Genomic DNA, 19453 nt, shown 5'->3' on the forward strand with positions numbered 1-19453 from the left:
TTGCGCCCGCGGGGCCGCAGCGGAGCGAACAACGCCCGGCGCGCCCGGCAAGCAAAATGGCGGTAACCGCGAGATGTTACCGCCATTTTGCACCCAGCGTCATGTCCGGACCGCGCCGTTCAGCGCCCCATGGTTTCGCGCTTGATGTCTTCCAGCGTGGTGTGGCGGATGTCCTTGCCCTTGACCAGGTAGACCACGTATTCGGAGATGTTCTTGGCGTGGTCGCCGATGCGCTCGATGGCCTTGGAGATGAACAGCGTGTCGATCGACATGCTGATGGTGCGCGGATCTTCCATCATGAAGGTGATCAGCTGACGCAGCTCTGACGCGAAATTCTCGTCCAGCCGCTGGTCTTCCTCGGCCAGCTCCAGCGCGGCGCTGGTGTCCAGCCGGGCGAAGGCGTCCAGCGCGCGGCGCAGCATCGCCAGCGCCACGTCGGCCATCTTTTCGATTTCGCGGAAGCGCGGCATCTGGAAGCGTTCGGACTGGTGGATGGTCTTGCCCATCCGCGCGATCTTGGCCGCCTCGTCGCCGATGCGCTCCAGATCGGTGATGATCTTGATCACGGTGAAGACGATGCGCAGATCGCTGGCAGCCGGCTGGCGGCGGGCGATGATGTGCAGACAGTCGTCGTCGATGCCGACTTCCATCGCATTGACCAGCGCGTCCTCGGCCATCACCTTGTCCAGCCGCGGCACGTCGCCGGCCATCAGGGCATCGACGGCGGACAGGATCTGCTGCTCCACCAGGCCGCCCATCTGCAGCACACGGGTACGGATGGTTTCCAGCTCCAGATCGAACTGCTTGGAAATGTGTTCTGCCATGTTTGCCTCGGGAATTTCGCGAAAATGGTAAATTGTAAGACAAGCAGATGACAGCCGCGTGACATGCCATCTTCGTCCGGCCGCGTCCAGCCGGCCGGAACGGACAGGATTCGCCTCAGCGCAGCACTTCCACGCCGCTTTGCTTGCCCAGCACCAGCACGTCGGCGCGGCGGCGGGCGAACAGGCCGCAAGTGACGACGCCGGCGATGTGGTTGATGGTCTCCTCCAGCTCCACCGGCTTCATGATCTGCAGGCCGTGCACGTCCAGGATCACGTTGCCGTTGTCGGTGGTCACGCCCTGGCGCAGTTCCGGGTGGCCGCCCAGACGCACCAGTTCGCGCGCGACGTAGCTGCGCGCCATCGGAATCACCTCGATCGGCAGCGGGAAGGCGCCCAGCATGGCCACGTACTTCTGCTCGTCGGCGATGCAGATGAACTCATCGGCCACGCCGGCGACGATCTTCTCGCGCGTCAGCGCCGCGCCGCCGCCCTTGATCATGTGCAGGTGGTGGTTGATCTCGTCGGCGCCGTCGATATACACCGGCAGCTTCTCCACTTCGTTCAGGTCGAACACCGGAATATGGTGAGCCTTCAGCCGCGCGGTGGAGGCCTCGGAGCTGGACACCGCGCCCTTGATGCGCCCCTTGATGCCGGCCAGTTCCTCGATGAACAGATTGACGGTGCTGCCGGTGCCCACGCCGATGATGGCGTCTTCCGGCACGAATTCCAGCGCCTTCTTGGCGACGGCGAGTTTCAGTTGATCCTGGGTCAGCATGATGGGGCCTCCTGGTTGGTGTTGTGCCGCCCATGCCCGGCATGAGCGATGATGCGCGATTATCCCACAAGCGGACTGCGCCGGCATGACGCCTGGCCGCTTGTTCAAAATCTTGCGGAGCGGGTTGATCCTCTCCCTGCCCCAGGCTCGCCGACGCGGGCAATTCAAGCCGCGCGGCGAAGAGGCGCGGCGCTGGATCAGCGGTTTCGGCCGCGGCGCTTAGGCCGGCATCAGCAGGCAGACAGCCTGCGCCTCTATCGCCTCGCAGCGGCCCAGATAGCCCAGCTTCTCGTTGGTCTTGCCCTTGACATTGACCGCGCCGACATCCAGCCCCAGGTCCGCCGCGATATTGGCGCGCATCGCGTCGATGTGCGGCGCCAGCTTCGGCCTTTGCGCGATCAGCGTGCTGTCGACATTGACCGGCCGCCAGCCGGCCGCCCTCACCCGCGCCGCCGCTTCGCGCAGCAGCGCGCGGCTGTCGGCGCCCTTGAATTCGACCGCGGTGTCCGGGAAGTGGCGGCCGATGTCGCCCAGCGCGGCGGCGCCCAGCAGCGCGTCGGTGATCGCGTGCAGCAGCGCGTCGGCGTCCGAGTGGCCGAGCAGGCCCTTGTCGTGCGGGACGTCCACTCCGCCCAGGATCAGCGGGCGGCCCTCCACCAATTGGTGCACGTCGTAGCCTTGTCCGATGCGAAACATGTTCTTCCTTGCTGTTCAGTAGTCTTCGCGCGCGGCCAGGATGGCGCGGGCCAGCACCAGATCGCGCGGATAGGTGACCTTGAAATTCTGGGCGTCGCCCTCGACCAGCAACGGTTTCAGCCCCAGCCGCTCGACAGCGGACGCCTCGTCGGTGACGTCCTCGGCCGCCACGCCGCGCAACGCGTTCTCCAGCACGCCGGCGCGGAACATCTGCGGCGTCTGCGCCAGCCACAGGCCGTTGCGCGGCACGGTGGCGGCGACATGGCCGTCGGCGTCGGCGCGCTTGACGGTGTCCGGCACCGGCAGCGCCAGCAGGCCGCCCACCGCATGGCCGGACAAGGCGGCGATCAGGCGCTCCACGGCGGCCACCGACAGGCAGCAGCGCGCCGCGTCGTGCACCAGCACCCAGTCGTCCTCTGCGCAGGCGAGCGCGGCCAGTCCGTTGGCCACGCTTTCGGCGCGGCTGGCGCCGCCGACGCGGCGCACCGACAGCTTGGGCAAATCCCAGTCGAAACCGTCGAACCATTCATCCTGCGGCGACACCACCACCGCCACTTCGTCCACGCCCGGCACCGCCGCCAGCGTGGCCAGCGTGTGCCACATCAGCGGCTTGCCGTTCAATTGCAGATATTGCTTGGGGCTGGGCGCGCCGAAGCGGCTGCCTGAGCCCGCCGCCGGCACCAGCGCGATCATTCTGGCCATCGCCTCAATCCCCCGCCTGCGCCGGCGACTCCAGGCCGCGCCAGATGCAGGCGCCCTTCACCGTCTTGTCCAGCGCGTCCAGATAGGCCTGGTGCTCGGCTTGTTCAGCCTCGCTGGCGGCCAGCACCTTCAGCGGCTTGCGCTCGAACTGGATGGCGCCGACGTCGCCCGGCAACTCCACCTCGATGTCCATCGCCAGGCTTTCCTGGCCGCGCGTCATCCATAGATAGACTTCGGACAGCAGCTCGCAGTCCACCAGCGCGCCGTGCAGGGTCCGGTTGGAGCGGTCGATCTCGAAGCGGTCGCACAAGGCATCCAGGCTGTTGCGCTTGCCGGGGAACATGTCGCGCGCTTCGCGCAGCGTGTCGATCACGCTGGCGCAAAGCTTGTCGATCGGCTCGATGCCGATCTTGGCGAATTCGGCGTTGAGAAAGCCGATGTCGAAGGGCGCGTTGTGGATGATCAGCTCGGCGCCGCGCAGGAAATCGGCGATTTCCTGCCCCACCTTGGAGAACACCGGCTTGCCGTCCAGAAACTCCAGCGAGATGCCGTGCACGCGCTGGGCATCGGGATCAATCTCCCGCTGCGGATGGATATAAAGATGCAGGTGCTTGCCGGTCAGCTTGCGGCCGACCATTTCCAGGCCGGCGAACTCAATGATGCGGTGGCCCTGCTGCGGATCGAGACCGGTGGTTTCGGTATCGAGAATAATCTGTCTCATGCTGCGTCCTGCCCGCGAAGCCGTGTCGACGGCGCCGCGGCGTGTCTACTGGTCAGACCGACTCCACGCCCTTGTTGGCGAGTTGATCGGCTCTCTCGTTGAACTCGTGGCCGGAGTGGCCCTTCACCCAGCGCCATTCCACATCCAGATGGCGGTTGCGCTCGGCGTCCAGCTCCTGCCACAGGTCGGCGTTCTTCACCGGCTCCTTGGCCGCGGTTTTCCAGCCGCGCGCCTTCCAGCCGTGTATCCATTCGGAGATGCCCTTCTGCACGTACTGGGAGTCGGTGTAGACCACCACCTTGCACGGCCGGTTCAACGCCGCCAGCGCCCGGATCACGGCCATGATTTCCATTCTATTGTTGGTGGTGCCGCGCTCTCCGCCGAACAACTCCTTTTCCTTGCCCTTGTAGCGCATCAACGCGCCCCAGCCGCCGGGGCCGGGATTGCCCTTGCAGGCGCCGTCGGTGTAAATCTCGACTCTGTCTTCTGTCGTCATGCTGTCTCGTTCATTGGCAGGACGATACGCCGTCCCGCTCGGTTGTTTCCGGCCGCTTGTGCGTGTGCTGGCGCTCGTTGCCCGCCACCACGCCCAGCGCGCCCTTCTTCTTGGCCTGCTGCTTCCAATTGGGCGTGATCAAGCGCATGCCGCGCTGGCGCTTGACCGCCTCGATGCCGTATACCCCGGCAGCCAGCGGCCACCAGCGCTCGCCCGCGTCCTCCATGAAGCCGCAGCGGCCCAGCCAGTCCTGGCGCGAGAACGGCGGCGCATACGCCATGAAGGCGCCGTCCTCCAGCTCCAGCTCCAGCAGCGCCAGCCAGTCCTTGATCCGGGGCTGGGTGAAAAAATTGCCGTTCCAGGGCACCGACTCCCTGCCCTGGATCAGCCTGCGCACCCCCCATAGCGACAGCGGGTTGAAACCGGTCAGGATCAGCCGGCCCTCCGGCATCAGCACGCGGTCAGCTTCGCGCAGTACCTGGTGCGGCTGGGTGGTAAAATCCAGCACATGGGGCATCACCAGAAGGTCCAGGCTGCGGGTCTCGAACGGCAGGAAGGCGGGATCGCAGCGCACATCGACGTCGCCGTAATCGGCCACCCGGCACTGCCAGGGAATGCGGTTGCCGCTCAAGCAGTCCATTTCCGGCAACCCGACCTGCACCGCGTGGTAGCCGAAGGCGTCGGCCACCGCCCGCTCGAAATATTCCTGCTCGCGCTGCAGCAGGTAACGTCCGAGCTCGGTGCCGGTCAGCCAGGCGCCAAACGAATTTTTCATGGGGGAAAGCCTTATGGCAGCCACGTTTAGCATCGCCCCGGTAGGGGCATTCACTGACAATTATATCTGGGTTTTGCGCGAGGGCGCGCGCGCCGTCGCCGTGGACCCGGGCGAAGCCGCGCCGCTGCTGCGCTACCTGGAGCAGGAAAAGCTGCGGCTGGAAGCCGTGCTGATCACCCACCACCACGCCGACCACTGCGGCGGCCTGCCGGAATTGCTGCGCGCCTGGCCAGGCATTCCGGTCTACGGGCCGGCCAGCGTTTCGGGCGTCAGCCATCCGGTGATGGAGGGCGACGCCGTTGAGCTGGACATGGGACAGGCCAAGGTGCTGGAAGTGCCCGGCCACACCCTTGACCACCTGGCATACCTGCTGGACGACGCGCTGTTTTGCGGCGACACCCTGTTCGCCGCAGGCTGCGGCAGGGTATTCGAGGGCACGCCGGAACAGATGCTGGCTTCGCTGAAAAAACTGGCCCGATTGCCGCCGCAAACCAAGGTTTACCCCGCCCACGAATACACGCTGTCCAATCTGCGCTTCGCGCTGGCTGCCGATCAGCATAATCCGATACTCGCGATGCGCCATAGCCGCGACAGCGCGCTGCGCGAACGCGGACTGCCCACCCTGCCCAGCACCATCGCGCTGGAAACCGCCAGCAACCCCTTCCTTCGCAGCGGCGAACCGGCGCTGCGCGAAGCGCTGCGGCAGCGCGGCGGACATCCGGGCGACAGCGAGGAAACCTGCTTCGCCATGCTGCGGGAATGGAAGAACGATTTTCGCTGACAGGCATGCCGGATACGTAACTTTTCGCAGTCCATCCGCGGAGCCCTTCACTTGCTCGCGAAATGGGCTATAAGCAATGAAAGCGCATGAAATGATTTGCCTTTTTCAATTGACACCCCCCTGACGCATGTTTAGCATCAGCCGGAATCAGAAATACGGGCTCGTCTGAATGAAACGCTTCACTCCATTGGCACTCGCCGTGTCGCTCGCATTGCCATTCGCATCGCTGGCTCTGGCCGGCCCCGCGCCGTCTTCCGGCGTGGACGAAGCGATGGCCGCCGGCCTCGACATGATGCTGCTGAACTCCAGCCTGCTGCGCAACGGCGACGACGTCTGGAAGCGCGTGCGCGAAGGCTTTCAGCTGGACGAGGTCAACGCCGACACCGTCCGCCGCCAGGAGCGTTTCTACGCCAGCCGCCCCGAATACTTCAAACGCACGCTGGACCGCAGCCGCAAATACCTGTTCCACATCATGAACGAGGTGGAGCGCCGCGGCATGCCGACCGAAATCGCGCTGCTGCCTATGGTGGAAAGCGCTTTCGTGCCCACCGCCAATTCCCGCGTCGGCGCAGCCGGCCTGTGGCAGTTCATGCCGGCCACCGGCCGCCATTACGGGCTGGAGCAGACCTGGTGGTATGACGGCCGCCGCGACGTGACCGACGCCACCCGCGCCGCGCTCGATTACCTGCAAAACCTGTACGCCCAGTTCGGCGACTGGAACCTGGCGCTGGCCGCGTACAACTGGGGCGAAGGCAATCTGGCCCGCGCGATCGCCAAGGCACAGGCCAGCGGCATCGATCCCACCTACGAGAACATCCGCCTACCGAACGAGACGCGCAACTACGTGCCCAAGCTGCTGGCGGTGCGCAATATCCTGCTCAGCCCGGAAAAGTACGGCGTCCATCTGGACAAGTTCCCCAACAAGCCCTACTTCGTCGCCGTCTCCACCGGCAAGCACATGAACATCGACATCGCCGCCAAGCTGGCCGGCATCTCGGTGGCGGAATTCAAGGAATTGAACCCGGCCTTCAACCTTCCGGTGTTCGCCTACAAGGCCGGCCGCCAGATGCTGCTGCCCGCCGCCAAGGTCGACAAGTTCCAGGCCAATCTGGACAAATGGAGCAAGCCGCTTCTGACCTGGGAAGTCTACGTTCCCAAGAGCGACGAGAACATCAACGCCGTCGCCGGTGACCACGGCATGAGCAGCGGCCAGCTGATCGCGGCCAACCGCATCAGCGGCGGCACGCTGAAAGCCGGCCAACCGGTGCTGGTGGCGATGAACAAGCCGCTGAACGACGGCCAGTCGTTCGAATCGGTGGATACCCCGATCGGCGATGCGCCGATCAGTGCCGGCGCGACGTTGATCGCACAAGCCGAACCCGCGCCTGCGACCCAGCCTGCCGTGACGCAGGTCGCGCTGGCAGCAACGCCGCAAGCCGCGGCGCCGGCAGCCACGCCTGTCGCCTCCGTCCAGCCGCAAGTCGCGCCGCAACCGGCCGTCGACACCAGCCTCGCCGCGCGCCAAGCCGTGCTGCTGGCCAGTTCGGCCAATGCCGCCGAAGACAGCGCCGCCGCCCGCTCGTTGGCCACCCGCGATCTCGGCAGCTACACCGTCGCCAGCGGCGACACGCTGTACAGCATCGCCCGCCGCAGCAACCTCGACATCGACGATCTGAAAACGCTGAACCAACTGGACGGCAATCTGGTTCAGGTTGGCCAGAAGCTGAGGCTGAAAGCCGACAGCGCAACCGATAATCTCGTCGCCAACAGTGACGACGATGGCGCGGATCCGGCCTTGGTCAAAGTAGCCGAGCGCCGGTCCGGCGCAAGCGCAAGCCATGTCCGCCGCAGCAAGGAATACGTGGTTCAGCGCGGCGACACGCTGTTCAGCATCGCCCGCCGCTTCGGCGTCACCCACAACGACATCCAGCGCATCAACGGCAGCCGCCACCCCAATCACCTGCAGCCGGGCCAGAAGGTCAAGATCGTCGGCCTGTAGTCCGCCAGAAAATGGCGACGCCCGCATGAAAACGGCCCGGAAATCCCGGGCCGTTTTTCGTTAGATCATCAGGACTTTCTGGGCGCGCCGCGCATCCTCCGCACCAAGCTGCGCGCCGGCGGCGGCGCGGCGATCAACTGCGGCAGAATATCCTGCAATTGTCCGCGCAGCTCCTCCACCGTCAACGACAGCTCGGCCACCAGCCAGTGGCAATGCGTGGGCTCGCGCATCCGCGCGGGATTGTCGGCCGCCGGCAAGGGGTCGGCCAGCAACTGCGGCTGGTTGAAGCGCAGCGCGTGCGCCGCGCGCAGCAAGGTGCGTACAATCGCCCTCCTAGGGGAACGCTCTTCCGCCAAAGCCGGGGTTGATGCCGACACTTCGCCCATCCTGTCCAGCAAGGTCCAGATGCTGCGCTGGCAACGCTGGACCTGATCCAGCTGGCGGTGCGACAGCGCCGACTCTTGCGTCACCGCAGGCAACAGACCGCGCAAACGGATCAGACGGCTGTTGAACTGGTCCAGCGCCGCATCGCCCTCCACCGGCAGCCGGCGCGCGATGCGGTTGTACAGCAGCGCGGCCTCGCGCAGATTGTCGGCCAGCAGGAAACGCCAGCTGTCCAGCGCCCGCAACGGCAGCGTGGCGGCGGCGGCCATGCCGATCAGCGAACCGATCAGCACATTGCAGCTGCGCCACAGCGCCTCGTTGATCGGCTCGTCGCCCAGCCCGCCAACGATCACCAGCGTGATGCCGGTCAGCAACGCCAGATAGCCTCCTTTGCCCTGCGCATGCCAGCAACTGAGCGCCACCACCGCCAGCATCCAGGCGTAGCAGAGATACGGCGATACGCCGTGCAACAGAATGGCGGCCAACCCAGCCACCGCGCCCAGCAGCGAGCCCCCCATCCGCTCCAGCGCCTTGCGCCTCACGCCGCCCCAGTGCGGCACCCCGCCCAGCACGATCAGGATCGTCACCAGCATCCAGCCGCCGTGCGGGATGCCGGTGGCCAGCACCAGCGCCAGGCCGGCCAGAAAAGCCAGCGCCACCCGCAACACATGCGCCTGGCGCGCGTAGCGATTCAGGTAGTAGGGCACCACCAGAATCCGCCATGGATGCTGCCATCTCCCGCCCATGCCTCTACTCCGGACTCCGGCTGTCCAGCCAGATCGTGACCGGGCCATCGTTGATCAGGCCAACCTGCATGTCCGCGCCGAATACGCCGGTTGGCACCGGCTTGCCCAGCGCGGCGGCCAGCTCGGCGACGAAGCGGTCGAACAGCGGTTGCGAGATCTCGCCCCGCGCCGCGCGCGAGTACGAAGGCCGATTGCCCTTCTTCACGCTGGCGTGGAGCGTGAACTGGCTGACCGCCAGCGCGTCGCCGCCGCAATCGAGCAGGCTGCGGTTCATCACCCCTGCCTCATCGTTGAAGATGCGCAGCTGGCTGATCTTGCGCACCAGCCAGACGATGTCGTCCGGCCCATCCGCCTCCTCCACCCCGACCAGCAGCAAGGCGCCGGCGCCTATCTCACCCGCCGTTCGCCCCTCCACCGTCACCGCCGCCTGACTTACCCTTTGCACCAGCACCCGCATTCGAACATTCCTCGTCGTGACTCTCGTTTCATTCTACCCATTCCTTCGCGGCGGACGCGAGCCGCCGCGCTTAGGTACAATAGCGCCAACTCAAGAAAAGGAATCGCCGCATGTTGATGGTCATCTCGCCGGCCAAGACGCTGGATTACCAAAACCCGCCCGCCGTCGACCAATACAGCCAGCCCGACCTGCTGGACCATAGCGCGGAGCTGATCGGCGTCCTGCGCCAGAAAAGCCCGCTGGACGTCGCCAAATTGATGAGCATCAGCGACGCCTTGGCCAATCTCAACGTCGGCCGCTACGCCGACTGGCAGCGCCCGTTCACTCCCGGCAACGCCAAGCAGGCGATCTACGCCTTCATGGGCGATGTCTACGAAGGCCTCGACGCCGCCACGCTGGCCCAACCCGCCGTCGGCTATCTGCAGGATCGCCTGCGCATTCTGTCCGGCTTGTACGGCGTGCTGCGCCCGCTCGACCTGATGCAGGCCTACCGGCTGGAAATGGGCACCCGCCTGGCCAACGGGCGCGGCAAGAATCTGTACGAGTTCTGGGGAGAAACTGTTACCGCCAGGCTCAACGCGCAACTGGACGCGTTGGGCCAGCGCACGCTGGTGAACCTGGCGTCGGACGAGTATTTCAAGTCGGTGAAGCCCCGGACGCTCAACGCGGCCATCGTCACGCCGGTGTTCCAGGACAAAAAGAATGGCCAGTACAAGATCATCAGCTTCTACGCCAAACGCGCGCGCGGCCTGATGGCGCGCTGGGCCGCCGAGCGCGGCGTCGTCGATCCGGAGCAGCTGCGCGGCTTCGACAGCGAGGGCTACGCCTTCGACGCGGCGGCTTCGAACGAACTGAGCTGGGTATTCCGCCGCGACCGCGAATAAGCTGGCCAGGCCAGACCATCGTCATTAATATCATGCCTTTATCTGACAGGACGAGGCATGATCGCCACCCGCCTTGCGACCCCGACCGACTCCTCGGCGCTGGCCGAATTGTTCTACCGGATCGACTTGCACTATTTCGGCCCCGAACGGGCAAGCCGCGAGGCCTCCGCCCGCTACGTGGCCGGCAACTTGTTCCAAGCGCATTGCGGCGTGCAAGTCATGCTGGCGGAACGCGAGAACATCGCGATCGGCCTCGCGACCTTTTCGCTGCTATACCCCGCGCCGGAATATGGCGGCCAATTGTTCATGAAGGATTTGTTCGCCGTCCCTGAAGCGCGCGGCGGCGGCATAGGCAAAGCCTTGATGAAGGCGCTGGCCCGCCATGCCATGGCGCACGGCTGCAAACGGCTGGATTGGACGGCCGAGCGAGGCAATGAGGACGCAATGGCGTTCTATCGCAGCATCGGCGCCGACATCGTGGCTGACAAGATTTACTACCGCTTCGCTGGCGAAGCCTTGAAAGCCTTTGCGGCATGACTGAACGCAGAAATGCAAAAAACCGAGGCATTCGCCTCGGTTTTTTGACTATTGGTTGCGGGGGCAGGATTCGAACCTACGACCTTCGGGTTATGAGCCCGACGAGCTACCAGACTGCTCCACCCCGCGTCTGAATTCTGTTCTACGTTTCGTGCAGAGAAGTGAACTATACTGAAGACCGTGTTCGCCGTCAACTGCTTTATGAAACTTTCTTTAAAACCCGCGGCAATCCGACTTCATAATCTTTAACAGATGTCGGCGGCAAAAACATAAGCGGTCAACAAAAAGCCGCTACATTGACATCGTGGTCGGCGCCGATGCGAAAGCAAAGGCGGCCAGCTTGCCATTTGGGTCTGCCAACCTGATGGATAGCCAACCGGCCTTGTGCATTTTGACAGGTGTTGCAAGCTGCATGCGACTGCCAGCGCGTACAGCCCAGGCGATGCCTGTTCTCCTAAGTGTTCATCACGGAACTTCGGGCCGCCTTGTGCGGCCCATTTTTTTTGCTCTGGCCGGCCGATTGTATACCAAATAAATACAAAATGCCAATAAAATACCAGTTACTCAGCTGCTAGCAGCTGCTCGTGGCAGCCCATCTCCCATTCTCTTGCGCATCAGCAAGGTCGCCGCGGTCAGCGCGCCCATCACGCCATAGCTGATCCACGGCAGCAACAATATCGAGCGTTCCACCGGCCAATGCCAGGCCAGCCAACTGCGCAGCGCCATCTCCGCCACCAAGCCTACGCCCCACATCGCCGTCATCGCGCGGATTCCTCGGCGGAAGGCCGCTTGCTGCCACAACCGCTCGCAACGCTCCCGCCCGCCCTCTTCCTTACGCTCTATCGTCGCCCGCGCCAGATAGAACACCAACGGTCTCGGCAACAACAAGGACAACAGGAAAGCCGCGCCAAACAAACCCGTCAGCAAAGACTCGCGCAGCAGCAGCATTTTCTCGCCCCCGCCCAACAACATCGCCAGCAGCGACAATGCAATGCCCAACAGCACCATCATGCTGAGTGCATCCACCCGCCGCGTCCTCCGCAGCTCCCACAAGCTCCAGGCTATCGGCGGCGCAGCCGATAGCAACAAGCCGCCCATTTCGCCCCAATGCGGTTTGGCCCAACGGTAACAAAGCCAGGGCAGCAGGAAATTGACGACCAGTTCGAGCAGCAGCAGGGCGCGTCGCGGCATGGCGCGGACTCCAAAATAAAATCGTTACAGTGCAGACCCATCATGCAATTGTCAATGCGGAGCCATTCTCACCGCCGCGCGAAAAACCAAGCCCCGCTCTAGGCGGGGCTTGGCGCGCCGGCACACTGGGCCGGCGATCGGGAAATCGGGAAAACTCAGGCCGCTGCCTGGATGAATCCGTTGGCCGGATACATCGCGCTGGCCAATCCCAGCGCGGACTTGAAAGTCACTTCAAACATCTTGCCGACCTGGCGCACGCTGATCACTTCATAGTGAACTACGTCGCCGCACTCCTTATGTTCGAAAACTTTGTAGCCCGGCTTCAGTTGCGAGATTTTCATAATTCAATCCTTATTCTTTTTTTCAATAAAAAACAAATAGATATTCGTTGTTTGTCAGCGTCCGTCGGAAAAAGTTCCAACCAGGCGCACAGTCAATCTGCTGCCTGCCTGCAATCTAGCAGGCGTGGATGACAAGCCCGTGACGAAGTCCATCATCCTCAAGCGCCCATTACGGCGCTGATCCGCGCGACGCAACCGCAGCATCCGCGCAATCCACCATGCTATAGCAAGCCAACGGTTCGCCGCAGCTGGACTTCTGTCAGTGTTCGCCACACGGCGATGACAAAAGACCGTGGCCGCAGTCGGACAAGAAAACAATCCCCGCCGCCTAGCAACTTTCCTTAAGGGTAAAACAAGACCCCAGTTACCAATATGGCAACCGGGGCCAAGATAACCAAGCATCATCAAAATACCTGGTGATACTACTTATCTGCCATGACCTAGGTCAATGGCGGACGGCGGAAATCAGCCGACGCGCATGCCCGGCTTGACGCCTGCGTCCACGTCCAGCAGGAACAGGCCTTCGCTGTCATCCACCCCGGACGCGCAGACGATCATGCCCTGCGACACGCCGAAGCGCATCTTGCGCTCGGCCAGGTTGGCGACCACGATCACATGGCGGCCCACCAGCTTTTCCGGCTCCTGATAAGCCTTGCGGATGCCGGAGAAGATATTGCGGGTTTCGAAGCCCAGATCCACCTTGAACTGCAGCAGCTTGTCCGAGCCTTCGACGAAGTTGCATTCCAGCACCTTGCCTACGCGCAGGTCCACCTTGGCGAAGTCGTCGATCTTGATGGTTTCGGCCAGCGGCTCGTGCGCGGCGGCGGCCGGCGCGTCTTGGGTAGCTTGCATATTCTGTTTGTTCGCTTCTATCAATTTGTCGATCAGCGCCGGGTCGATGCGCTGCATCAGATGCTGGTAGGCATTGATCTTTTTGCCCAACAGCAGGGTTTCCGCGTCGCTCCAGGAGAGCGGCGCCACATCCAGGAACGCTTCCACGCCCTCTGCCAGCTTCGGCAGCACCGGCTTCAAGTAGATGGCCAGCAGGCGGAAGGCGTTGACCAGCACGGTGCAGACGTCCTGCAGGCGCGCGTCCTGGCCTTCCTGCTTGGCCAGCTCCCACGGCTTGTTGGCGTCCACGTAGCCGTTGACGATGTCGGCCAGCGCCATCACGTCGCGCAGCGCCTTCGCGTATTCGCGCGCCTCGTAGGCGGCGGCCAGCTCTTCGGCCGCGGCCTGCAGCTTGGCCAGGATCTCACCGTCGGACACCTGGGCGGCCAGCATGCCGTCGAAGCGCTTGGCGATGAAGCCGGCGGAGCGGCTGGCGATGTTGACGAACTTGCCGACCAGGTCGGAGTTCACCCGCGCGACGAAGTCGTTCAGATTGAGATCGATGTCTTCGATGCGGCCGTTCAGCTTGGCGGCGATGTAGTAACGCATCCACTCCGGATTCAGGCCGCAATCCAGGTAGCTCTTGGCCTGGATGAAGGTGCCGCGCGACTTGGACATCTTCTGCCCGTCCACGGTCAGGAAGCCGTGGGCGAACACGCCGGTCGGCGAGCGCAGGCCGGAATAGTTCAGCATCGCAGGCCAGAACAGCGCGTGGAAGTACAGGATGTCCTTGCCGATGAAGTGGTACATCTCGGTCTGGCTATCCTTGGCGAACCATTCGTCGAAGTTCAGGCTCAGACGCTCGCACAGGTTCTTGAAGCTGGCCATGTAGCCGATCGGCGCGTCCAGCCACACATAGAAGTACTTGCCCGGCGCGCCGGGAATCTCGAAGCCGAAGTACGGCGCGTCGCGGCTGATGTCCCAGTCCTGCAGGCCGCCGCCGATCCACTCGTTCATCTTGTTCAGCGATTCCGGCTGCAGGTGCTGCTGCACCGCGCCGTCGGCGCGGCGGCTGGAGCCGCTGGTCCAGGCCTTCAGGAAGTCCGCGCATTCGCCCAGGCGGAAGAAGTAGTGCTCGGACGTCTTCAGCACCGGCTTGGCGCCGGACACTGCCGAGTACGGGTTCTTCAGCTCGGTCGGCGCGTAGGTGGCGCCGCAGACTTCGCAATTGTCGCCGTACTGATCCTTGGCGGAACACTTCGGGCACTCGCCCTTGACGAAGCGGTCCGGCAGGAACATCTGCTTTTCCGGGTCGAACAGCTGCTCGATGGTGCGGCAGGCGATCTTGTCGTCGGCCTTCAGCGCCAGGTAGACCTGTTCCGCCAGCGCCTTGTTCTCCGGGCTGTTGGTGCTGTAGTAGTTGTCGTGGCCGATCAGGAAACCCTGCGAATCGGCGACGTGCAGCTCGCGCACTTCATTCACCAGCTGCTCGGGCGTGATGCCGCGCTTCTCGGCGGCCAGCATGATCGGCGCGCCGTGGGTATCGTCGGCGCAGACGTAATAGCATTCGTGGCCGCGCATCTTCTGGAAGCGCACCCAGATGTCGGTCTGGATCTGTTCCAGCATGTGGCCCAGGTGCAGCCCCGCGTTGGCGTAAGGCAGCGCGCTGGTCACCAGAATCTTGCGTTTTGTCATGGTTGGGTAATCCGTATCGGCAATCTCAAGCGATCGATTATAGAGACAGAACGGACGGGCGGCCATCGCACCGCGCCGCCCATATTGCCGCGCACAAAAAACATAAGCCCGGAACGCGCGGCGGCCGGGCTTGTGACAGTCAAAACGGACGGATCAGGCGCTCTGGCCAGCCAGTTCGCCCTGTCGTTCCGCCGGCGCGGTGCGCTCGGCCATCGCGATGCCCACCATCTTGCGCCCCAGCAGCACATAGGCTAGCGAGAAGCACAGCGACAGCACCGCGAAACCAGCGAGCCCGCTGCTCTGGTAAACCTGGCGGAACAGCTCGATGCCCACCGCGTAGCCGGCCATTGAGATCATGCTCATGCTGGCGGAGATGGTGCCGCGGCCCGCTAGGTCGCAGGACATCAGCGCGAAGCGGTACAACACGCCGAAAGCCATGCCCTCGCCGAACGCCATCAGGCTCATGCCGGCCACCATCCAGTACTGCGGCGCCGACGAGGTCAGCACGCCGCCCACCATCACGGCCAGGCCGCCGACGATAGGCCACATGCCCACCAGCGCGGAGCGGCCCAGCGGCCAGCGGTCTGCGATCACGGCCAGCGCCAGGTTGCCGGCGATCAGGCCGCCGAACACCGGGAGCTGCATCAGGCCGTATTCGACGGTGCTCATATGCAAGTCGCGCACCAGCAGCACCGGCGACAGCGCGATCCAGCCCATCAGCGGCAGCGCCAGCAGCGGGATGCACAGCGCGGCCAGCACGAAGCGGCTGTGGCCGAACACCTTCAGGTAGTCGCGGCCCATGCTGGACAGCGGCAGCTTCTCATGGCTGGGCGCTACAGTTTCCGGCATCCGCAGGTACAGGCCGATCAGCGCCAGGAAGGACAGGCCGGCGATGAACAGGAAGCCGGTGCGCCACGGCGCCAGCTCCAGCAGCGCCGCGCCGGCGAGCGGGCCGACCAGCGGCGCGATCAGCGCCACATTGGCCATCAGCGCGGTCACGCGCACGGCGGCGCTTTCCTCGAACGACTCTTGCAGCGATGCGTAGCCTACCGCGTTGATGAAGCACAGGCCCACGCCCTGCAGCAGGCGCAGCGCGATGAAAGCCTCGATCGTGCTGACCAGGTAAGTGGCCAGGCAAGCGATGGTGAAGTATGCGACGCCGAACAACAGCACCGGACGGCGGCCGATGCGGTCGGACAGCGGGCCGGTCAGCCACGGCAGCAGCGCGCCGCCGATCAGGAAGGCGGTCATCGACGTCGGCGCCCAAGAGGCGTCGACCAGAAACTCGCGGGTCACCGCCAGCATGGCGGGCTGCACCATGTCGTTGCAGATATAGACGGCGAATTCGAACAGGACCAGGGCCAACGGGAACAGCAGATTGGCCCAGGTAAGCTTGGCGTGTTTGGACTGCATAAAGCGGAGAAAGCCTTTCGATCAAAGAGCAGGGCCCGCGGCCTGACGGGGCCGAGCCTTGGAACGCAAGCGTCGCGCATTGCGTAAAGAACCGGTAATACTACGCTTTTCAAAGACTTTTATCAAAAAAAACTTATAAACCAAACGCTGATACGCAATAAATTCCCTGACCTGCGCAAGCGCTCAGGAGTAAGATGCGGACATCGCGGAGCGCGATGCGCCCAAGACAAAATCCGATTAAAATTGTCGGAAATACCCATCCGGACCCTCGCATGTTCTCCAAACTCACCCGCCTGTTCGGCGGCCAAGCCGACCGGGCCACCCAGAACGAAACCATGGCACAGCTCGAAAACCAGATCCTCGAAATCCTGAAGCCGCTGATCGACGCCAATACCGGCAAAAGCTACGTAGCGGCCAAAAACGTCAAGAACCTCAAGTGCGGCGACGCCGAGATCAGCCTGGACGTGGTGCTGGCCTACCCGGCCAAGAGCCAGTTCGACGCAGTCCGCCAGCAGTTCGAGGCGGCGCTGGCGCCATTGGCGGAAGGCCGCGCCGTCAAGGTGGCGGTGAGCAGCCAGATCGCCAGCCACTCCGCCCAGCGCGGCGTGCCGCTGCTGCCCGGCGTGAAGAACGTGATCGCCGTCGCCTCCGGCAAGGGCGGCGTCGGCAAGTCCACCACCGCAGCCAACCTGGCGCTGGCGCTGGCGGACGAAGGCGCGCGCGTCGGCCTTCTGGACGCGGACATCTACGGCCCGTCGCAACCGCTGATGATGGGCTTGCAGGGCCAGCGTCCGGAATCGGTCGAAGGCAAGCTGACGCCGCTGTCCAATCACGGCGTGCAGACCATGTCCATCGGCTATCTGGTGGACGCCGACCAGGCGATGGTATGGCGCGGCCCGATGGTCAGCCAGGCCTTGCAGCAGCTGTTGAACGACACCCGTTGGGACGATCTGGACTATCTGGTGATCGACATGCCGCCGGGCACCGGCGACGTGCAGCTGACGCTGTCGCAGAAAGTGCCGGTCACCGGCGCGCTGATCGTCACCACGCCGCAGGACATCGCCCTGCTGGACGCTCGCAAGGGCGTCACCATGTTCCAGAAGGTGGGCGTGCCCATCCTGGGCCTGGTGGAAAACATGGCGATCCACATCTGCTCCAACTGCGGCCACGCCGAGCACATCTTCGGCGAAGGCGGCGCGGCCAGGATGGCGCAAGACTTCGGCGTCGACCTGCTGGGCTCTCTGCCGCTGGATCTGGCCATCCGCCTGGCCGCGGACGAAGGCAAGCCCAGCGTGGCGGCAGATCCGTCCGGCAAGCCGGCCGAGCTGTACCGCGCCATCGCCCGCCGCGTGGCGGTGAAGGTGGGCGAAAAGGCTCAGGACTTCTCCGGCAAGTTCCCCAAGATCGTGATCCAGAACAACTGAGCGGCAACATGATAGCGATGTACGATTCCGGCCTGGGCGGGCTGTCGGTGTGGCGCGCAGTGCGCGCCGCCCTCCCCGACTGGCCGATCACCTATCTGGCCGACCAGGCCTACTGCCCGTACGGCCCGCGCGGCCGCGACGAGATCATCGCCCGGGCGCTGAAGGTGGGGCATTACCTGGTCAGCCAGGGCGCGACCATTCTGGTGGTGGCCTGCAACACCGCCACCACCGCCGCCATCGCCGCGCTGCGCGCCGAGCTGTCTCTCCCCATCGTCGGCATCGAGCCGGCGATCAAGCCCGCCGCCGCGATGAGCCGCACCGGCCGCATCGCCGTGCTGGCCACCGAATACACGCTGGCCAGCGCGCGCGTGAAAACGCTGCTGGACGACCACGCCGACGGCGTGGACGTGCTGCGCCGCGCCGGCCACGGCTGGGTGGAGCAAGTGGAAGCGGGCGAGCTGTCCAGCGAACGCACCCGCGCGCTGGTGCGCAGCGTGGTGGAGCCGCTGATGGGCGAAAACATCGACCACATCGCGCTGGGCTGCACCCACTACCCGTTTCTCGAGCCGCTGATCCGCGAAGTCACCGGCGACGGCGTCCAGCTATACGACCCGGCCGAGGCCATCGCCCGCCGCGTCGGCGACCTGCTGCGCCAGCACGGTTGCGACAGCCAGGGGGACCGCTACTACCGCTTCATCACCACCTCGGCCGACGCCGGAGAAATGGCGCTGCGGCTGCCGCAGCTGATCGGCCCCCCCTACCCGGTGGAGTCGCAAGCGCTGGATTGAGCGCTTCTCCCGCCGCCGCCGCGACGCTAGAATGGCGCGGCAACCCTTTGCCTCAGGTTTCATCATGAAAACAAGATTGCTGTTACTGCTGCTGTCGGCGCTGAGCCTCCCCGCGCTCGCCGCGCCCTCCTGTCGAGACGTCGCCGCCAAGGTCAATCTGCAGGCTTCCCGCCAGCTGGACGTGGCCGAGCTGGGCGACATGCTGCAAAGCCTCAGCCGCGACGGCCGGCTGCCGGACAAGTTCGTCACCAAGCGCCAGGCCCAGGCCGCCGGCTGGAAGCCGGGACGCAGCCTGTGGACCGCGCCCGGCCTGCAAGGCAAGTCCATGGGCGGCGACCGCTTCGGCAATTACGAAAAACGCCTGCCCGCCGGCCAGTGGCAAGAGGCCGACCTGGGCTACGCCGGCGGCAAGCGCGGCGCCAAGCGCCTGCTGTTCAGCCGCCAGGGCCAGCGCTTCGTCACCGTGGACCACTACAACAGCTTCATCGAGGTCGCGCCATGCAAGTAAAAGTATGCGAGCTGCGCCACATCCGCAGCCTGGAGCAGTTCTATGACGAACTGGAGCGCCAGTTGTCGCTGCCCGCCCATTTCGGCCGCAACCTGGACGCGCTGTACGACAGCCTGGCCAACGACGTGGCCGGCCCGTTCGAGTTGCTTTGGCGCGACACCGAGGAAGCGCGCCGCGGGCTGGGCGCCGACGTTTACGCCACCGTGCTGGAAATTCTGCAAACCGTCGCCGAAGAACGCGGCGACGTCACCCTCGACATCCACCACTGATCCCCGCCCCGCCGCGTTGTCGCCGCGCTACACGCACGGCATCAATGCGGCGCGCCTCGCTATGCGATCCGCTTCTTTAGCGCATCATGGAATTCTTAAGTCTTTAAGATTATTGCGAAATATTCGAATTCGAACTGCAATTGTCGAAATCCCGTCAAGACAACCTCGTACTAACACTCTATAATCGCTAACCTTCAGCCGGCTGCTCCTGTCGGA

Annotated in this window: 21 protein-coding genes and 1 tRNA gene; 8 read left to right on the forward strand and 14 right to left on the reverse strand. The window is 64.3% G+C overall.

Annotation, left to right across the window (positions count from 1 at the left end; translation table 11 throughout):
- Positions 1-119: 119 nt before the first annotated feature.
- The 7 genes from phoU to ACX17K_RS18205 all read right to left on the reverse strand — a co-directional run bounded on the left by phoU (position 120) and on the right by ACX17K_RS18205 (position 4989).
- Positions 120-824, reverse strand: a complete 705-nt coding sequence (gene phoU / locus ACX17K_RS18175) for a phosphate signaling complex protein PhoU (RefSeq protein ID WP_021476968.1) — start codon at positions 822-824, stop codon at positions 120-122.
- Between the two features lie 115 nt (positions 825-939).
- The gene (gene rpiA / locus ACX17K_RS18180) at positions 940-1599 is read right to left on the reverse strand and encodes a ribose-5-phosphate isomerase RpiA (protein ID WP_347369834.1); all 660 of its coding nucleotides are present in this window, start codon (positions 1597-1599) and stop codon (positions 940-942) included.
- A 219-nt stretch (positions 1600-1818) separates the two neighbouring features.
- Positions 1819-2295 carry a 2-C-methyl-D-erythritol 2,4-cyclodiphosphate synthase gene (gene ispF / locus ACX17K_RS18185; protein ID WP_231162065.1) on the reverse strand — a complete coding sequence of 159 codons (477 nt, stop codon included), beginning with the start codon at positions 2293-2295 and terminating at the stop codon, positions 1819-1821.
- Positions 2296-2310: 15 nt separating this feature from the next.
- Positions 2311-2997, reverse strand: coding sequence for a 2-C-methyl-D-erythritol 4-phosphate cytidylyltransferase (gene ispD / locus ACX17K_RS18190; protein ID WP_493775870.1), 687 nt, complete (start codon positions 2995-2997; stop codon positions 2311-2313).
- Between the two features lie 4 nt (positions 2998-3001).
- Positions 3002-3718: a DNA polymerase III subunit epsilon gene (gene dnaQ / locus ACX17K_RS18195; protein ID WP_347751364.1), complete on the reverse strand. Its 717-nt coding sequence runs from the start codon at positions 3716-3718 to the stop codon at positions 3002-3004.
- Between the two features lie 52 nt (positions 3719-3770).
- On the reverse strand, positions 3771-4214 hold the full coding sequence (rnhA, locus tag ACX17K_RS18200; protein WP_046157298.1) for a ribonuclease HI: 444 nt from the start codon (positions 4212-4214) through the stop codon (positions 3771-3773).
- A 10-nt stretch (positions 4215-4224) separates the two neighbouring features.
- On the reverse strand, positions 4225-4989 hold the full coding sequence (locus ACX17K_RS18205) for a class I SAM-dependent methyltransferase (RefSeq protein ID WP_493775871.1): 765 nt from the start codon (positions 4987-4989) through the stop codon (positions 4225-4227).
- Between the two features lie 13 nt (positions 4990-5002).
- On the opposite strand from ACX17K_RS18205, the gene gloB reads away from it, so the two are divergent.
- Together gloB and ACX17K_RS18215 are read left to right on the forward strand one after the other, a co-directional pair.
- Entirely contained in the window at positions 5003-5770 is a 768-nt protein-coding gene (gene gloB, locus ACX17K_RS18210) for a hydroxyacylglutathione hydrolase (protein ID WP_493775872.1), read from the forward strand.
- Positions 5771-5939: 169 nt separating this feature from the next.
- Entirely contained in the window at positions 5940-7769 is a 1830-nt protein-coding gene (locus ACX17K_RS18215) for a lytic transglycosylase (RefSeq protein WP_493775873.1), read from the forward strand.
- A 68-nt stretch (positions 7770-7837) separates the two neighbouring features.
- On the opposite strand, the gene ACX17K_RS18220 is transcribed toward ACX17K_RS18215, so the two are convergent.
- Together ACX17K_RS18220 and dtd are read right to left on the reverse strand one after the other, a co-directional pair.
- The gene (locus ACX17K_RS18220; RefSeq protein WP_493775874.1) at positions 7838-8899 is read right to left on the reverse strand and encodes an FUSC family protein; all 1062 of its coding nucleotides are present in this window, start codon (positions 8897-8899) and stop codon (positions 7838-7840) included.
- Between the two features lie 4 nt (positions 8900-8903).
- Entirely contained in the window at positions 8904-9356 is a 453-nt protein-coding gene (dtd, locus tag ACX17K_RS18225; protein ID WP_493775875.1) for a D-aminoacyl-tRNA deacylase, read from the reverse strand.
- Between the two features lie 110 nt (positions 9357-9466).
- Between dtd and yaaA the strand changes: the two genes are divergently transcribed.
- Together yaaA and ACX17K_RS18235 are read left to right on the forward strand one after the other, a co-directional pair.
- Complete coding sequence (gene yaaA, locus ACX17K_RS18230; protein WP_493775876.1) at positions 9467-10240, forward strand: peroxide stress protein YaaA; 774 nt, start codon at positions 9467-9469, stop codon at positions 10238-10240.
- A gap of 57 nt (positions 10241-10297) precedes the next feature.
- Entirely contained in the window at positions 10298-10777 is a 480-nt protein-coding gene (locus tag ACX17K_RS18235) for a GNAT family N-acetyltransferase (protein WP_493775877.1), read from the forward strand.
- A 52-nt stretch (positions 10778-10829) separates the two neighbouring features.
- Here ACX17K_RS18235 and ACX17K_RS18240 read toward each other — a convergent pair.
- The 5 genes from ACX17K_RS18240 to ACX17K_RS18260 form a co-directional block, all read right to left on the reverse strand.
- Positions 10830-10906 (reverse strand) — tRNA-Met (locus tag ACX17K_RS18240).
- Positions 10907-11341: 435 nt separating this feature from the next.
- Positions 11342-11968: a VC0807 family protein gene (locus ACX17K_RS18245; RefSeq protein ID WP_493775878.1), complete on the reverse strand. Its 627-nt coding sequence runs from the start codon at positions 11966-11968 to the stop codon at positions 11342-11344.
- A gap of 155 nt (positions 11969-12123) precedes the next feature.
- Entirely contained in the window at positions 12124-12309 is a 186-nt protein-coding gene (locus ACX17K_RS18250; RefSeq protein WP_021476952.1) for a hypothetical protein, read from the reverse strand.
- Positions 12310-12774: 465 nt separating this feature from the next.
- Entirely contained in the window at positions 12775-14835 is a 2061-nt protein-coding gene (gene metG, locus ACX17K_RS18255; protein WP_493775879.1) for a methionine--tRNA ligase, read from the reverse strand.
- Between the two features lie 153 nt (positions 14836-14988).
- Entirely contained in the window at positions 14989-16248 is a 1260-nt protein-coding gene (locus tag ACX17K_RS18260; RefSeq protein WP_493775880.1) for an MFS transporter, read from the reverse strand.
- A gap of 272 nt (positions 16249-16520) precedes the next feature.
- Here ACX17K_RS18260 and apbC point away from each other — a divergent pair, with 272 nt between their 5' ends.
- The 4 genes from apbC (at position 16521) to ACX17K_RS18280 (ending at position 19237) form a co-directional block, all read left to right on the forward strand.
- Complete coding sequence (gene apbC / locus ACX17K_RS18265; protein ID WP_343481372.1) at positions 16521-17672, forward strand: iron-sulfur cluster carrier protein ApbC; 1152 nt, start codon at positions 16521-16523, stop codon at positions 17670-17672.
- A gap of 8 nt (positions 17673-17680) precedes the next feature.
- Complete coding sequence (murI, locus tag ACX17K_RS18270; protein WP_493775881.1) at positions 17681-18460, forward strand: glutamate racemase; 780 nt, start codon at positions 17681-17683, stop codon at positions 18458-18460.
- Positions 18461-18524: 64 nt separating this feature from the next.
- Positions 18525-18968, forward strand: coding sequence for a ribonuclease domain-containing protein (locus tag ACX17K_RS18275; RefSeq protein WP_493775882.1), 444 nt, complete (start codon positions 18525-18527; stop codon positions 18966-18968).
- Entirely contained in the window at positions 18959-19237 is a 279-nt protein-coding gene (locus ACX17K_RS18280) for a barstar family protein (protein WP_493775883.1), read from the forward strand. Before ACX17K_RS18275 ends, ACX17K_RS18280 begins: the two co-directional genes overlap by 10 nt.
- The last annotated feature ends 216 nt before the right edge of the window (positions 19238-19453 follow it).

It is taken from the genome of Chromobacterium sp. INPA-IVC (assembly GCF_059047085.1).

Excerpts from the sequence above, each read along its gene's own strand:
- ACX17K_RS18205 (WP_493775871.1), bottom strand. The coding sequence starts at position 4,989 with ATGAAAAATTCGTTTGGCGCCTGGCTGACCGGCACCGAGCTCGGACGT.
- ACX17K_RS18235 (WP_493775877.1), top strand. The coding sequence starts at position 10,298 with ATGATCGCCACCCGCCTTGCGACCCCGACCGACTCCTCGGCGCTGGCC.
- rnhA (WP_046157298.1), bottom strand. The coding sequence starts at position 4,214 with ATGACGACAGAAGACAGAGTCGAGATTTACACCGACGGCGCCTGCAAG.
- rpiA (WP_347369834.1), bottom strand. The coding sequence starts at position 1,599 with ATGCTGACCCAGGATCAACTGAAACTCGCCGTCGCCAAGAAGGCGCTG.
- metG (WP_493775879.1), bottom strand. The coding sequence starts at position 14,835 with ATGACAAAACGCAAGATTCTGGTGACCAGCGCGCTGCCTTACGCCAAC.
- ispF (WP_231162065.1), bottom strand. The coding sequence starts at position 2,295 with ATGTTTCGCATCGGACAAGGCTACGACGTGCACCAATTGGTGGAGGGC.
- ACX17K_RS18215 (WP_493775873.1), top strand. The coding sequence starts at position 5,940 with ATGAAACGCTTCACTCCATTGGCACTCGCCGTGTCGCTCGCATTGCCA.
- ispD (WP_493775870.1), bottom strand. The coding sequence starts at position 2,997 with ATGGCCAGAATGATCGCGCTGGTGCCGGCGGCGGGCTCAGGCAGCCGC.
- ACX17K_RS18275 (WP_493775882.1), top strand. The coding sequence starts at position 18,525 with ATGAAAACAAGATTGCTGTTACTGCTGCTGTCGGCGCTGAGCCTCCCC.
- apbC (WP_343481372.1), top strand. The coding sequence starts at position 16,521 with ATGTTCTCCAAACTCACCCGCCTGTTCGGCGGCCAAGCCGACCGGGCC.
- gloB (WP_493775872.1), top strand. The coding sequence starts at position 5,003 with ATGGCAGCCACGTTTAGCATCGCCCCGGTAGGGGCATTCACTGACAAT.
- dtd (WP_493775875.1), bottom strand. The coding sequence starts at position 9,356 with ATGCGGGTGCTGGTGCAAAGGGTAAGTCAGGCGGCGGTGACGGTGGAG.
- ACX17K_RS18280 (WP_493775883.1), top strand. The coding sequence starts at position 18,959 with ATGCAAGTAAAAGTATGCGAGCTGCGCCACATCCGCAGCCTGGAGCAG.
- yaaA (WP_493775876.1), top strand. The coding sequence starts at position 9,467 with ATGTTGATGGTCATCTCGCCGGCCAAGACGCTGGATTACCAAAACCCG.
- phoU (WP_021476968.1), bottom strand. The coding sequence starts at position 824 with ATGGCAGAACACATTTCCAAGCAGTTCGATCTGGAGCTGGAAACCATC.
- ACX17K_RS18250 (WP_021476952.1), bottom strand. The coding sequence starts at position 12,309 with ATGAAAATCTCGCAACTGAAGCCGGGCTACAAAGTTTTCGAACATAAG.
- ACX17K_RS18245 (WP_493775878.1), bottom strand. The coding sequence starts at position 11,968 with ATGCCGCGACGCGCCCTGCTGCTGCTCGAACTGGTCGTCAATTTCCTG.
- murI (WP_493775881.1), top strand. The coding sequence starts at position 17,681 with ATGATAGCGATGTACGATTCCGGCCTGGGCGGGCTGTCGGTGTGGCGC.
- ACX17K_RS18260 (WP_493775880.1), bottom strand. The coding sequence starts at position 16,248 with ATGCAGTCCAAACACGCCAAGCTTACCTGGGCCAATCTGCTGTTCCCG.
- ACX17K_RS18220 (WP_493775874.1), bottom strand. The coding sequence starts at position 8,899 with ATGGGCGGGAGATGGCAGCATCCATGGCGGATTCTGGTGGTGCCCTAC.
- dnaQ (WP_347751364.1), bottom strand. The coding sequence starts at position 3,718 with ATGAGACAGATTATTCTCGATACCGAAACCACCGGTCTCGATCCGCAG.